Raw genomic sequence first — 1,012 nt, 5'->3', positions numbered from 1 at the left:
TGGGGTTGAACGGAATCTGGAAGTCTGACTCGATGTGATCCGGGGCGTGAGCACAGAGGCTCGCCATGACCACACCGTTGTCCCAGGACCTGCGCCGGCGCATTGTTCGCGCTGTTGAGAAAGGCAGCTCGATCCGTCAGGCGGCCGCTCGTTACGAGGTCAGTCCCTCGGCTGCGGTGAAGCTCATGCGGCGGCTGCGCGAGACCGGCTCGGTCAGGCCGGACCGCATCGGCGGCCATCGCCGTCCGGTGCTCGAGCCGCACCAGGATCTGCTCCGGTCCCTGGTGGAGGGCAAATCCGGCATCACGCTCTTCGAGATCCAAGCCGAACTGCGCGCCCGCGGGATCGTGGTGCAGGCGCTCTCGACCATTCATCTGATGCTCAAGCGCATGGGCCTGACGCACAAACAAAGACGCTCCGGGCGGCCGAGCAGGACCGGCCGGATGTAGCCCAGGAGCGCCGCCGCTTTCGGATCTGGCAGCGCTTCATGGATGCCAGCCGCTTCGTGTTCCTGGACGAGACCGGCACGGCCACCAATATGACGCGCCGCTACGGCAGGGCGCCGCGCGGACAGCGGGTCATCGATGCTGTGCCGCACGGGCACTGGCTGACCACCACCTTTGTGGCGGGCCTGCGCGAGAGCGGGGTCGTGACGCCGCTCGTGGTGGACGGCCCCATGCGGGGCGAGATCTTCAAGGCTTATGTCGAGCAGATGCTGGCGCCGGCTCTCTCACCTGGCGATGTGGTCGTGCTCGACAATCTTGCGGCCCACAAGGTGGCAGGCGTTGAGGAGGCAATCCGAGCTGTCGGGGCAAGCCTGCTGTATCTGCCGCCCTACAGTCCGGACCTCAATCCGATCGAGCAGCTCTTTTCCAAGCTCAAGGCGCTCCTGCGCAAGGCGGGCGCACGCACCAGGGAGGCACTCTGGACCACCATTGGTGAACTGCTCGATGCGTTCTCGTCCGAGGAGTGCAGGAACTACCTCAGGAAATGCGGATATGAGCCCGTCTAA

General features: G+C 65.3%; 1 protein-coding gene. It reads left to right on the top strand.

Translation table 11 applies throughout. The features are described 5' to 3' along the window. Positions 1-65 precede the first annotated feature (65 nt). Positions 66-1,012, top strand: a protein-coding gene (locus LG661_RS24690) for an IS630 family transposase (RefSeq protein WP_230534639.1) whose coding sequence is annotated in 2 segments (ribosomal slippage) — positions 66-408 and positions 408-1,012 — 948 coding nt in all. Because the reading frame shifts where the segments join, the coding sequence is not laid out codon by codon here.

The sequence above is a fragment of the Microvirga roseola genome (assembly GCF_020866965.1).
Lineage (GTDB): Bacteria > Pseudomonadota > Alphaproteobacteria > Rhizobiales > Beijerinckiaceae > Microvirga > Microvirga roseola.
The sequence above is the reverse complement of the archived record's forward strand: the minus strand, read 5'-3'. Positions and strand labels throughout refer to the sequence as shown.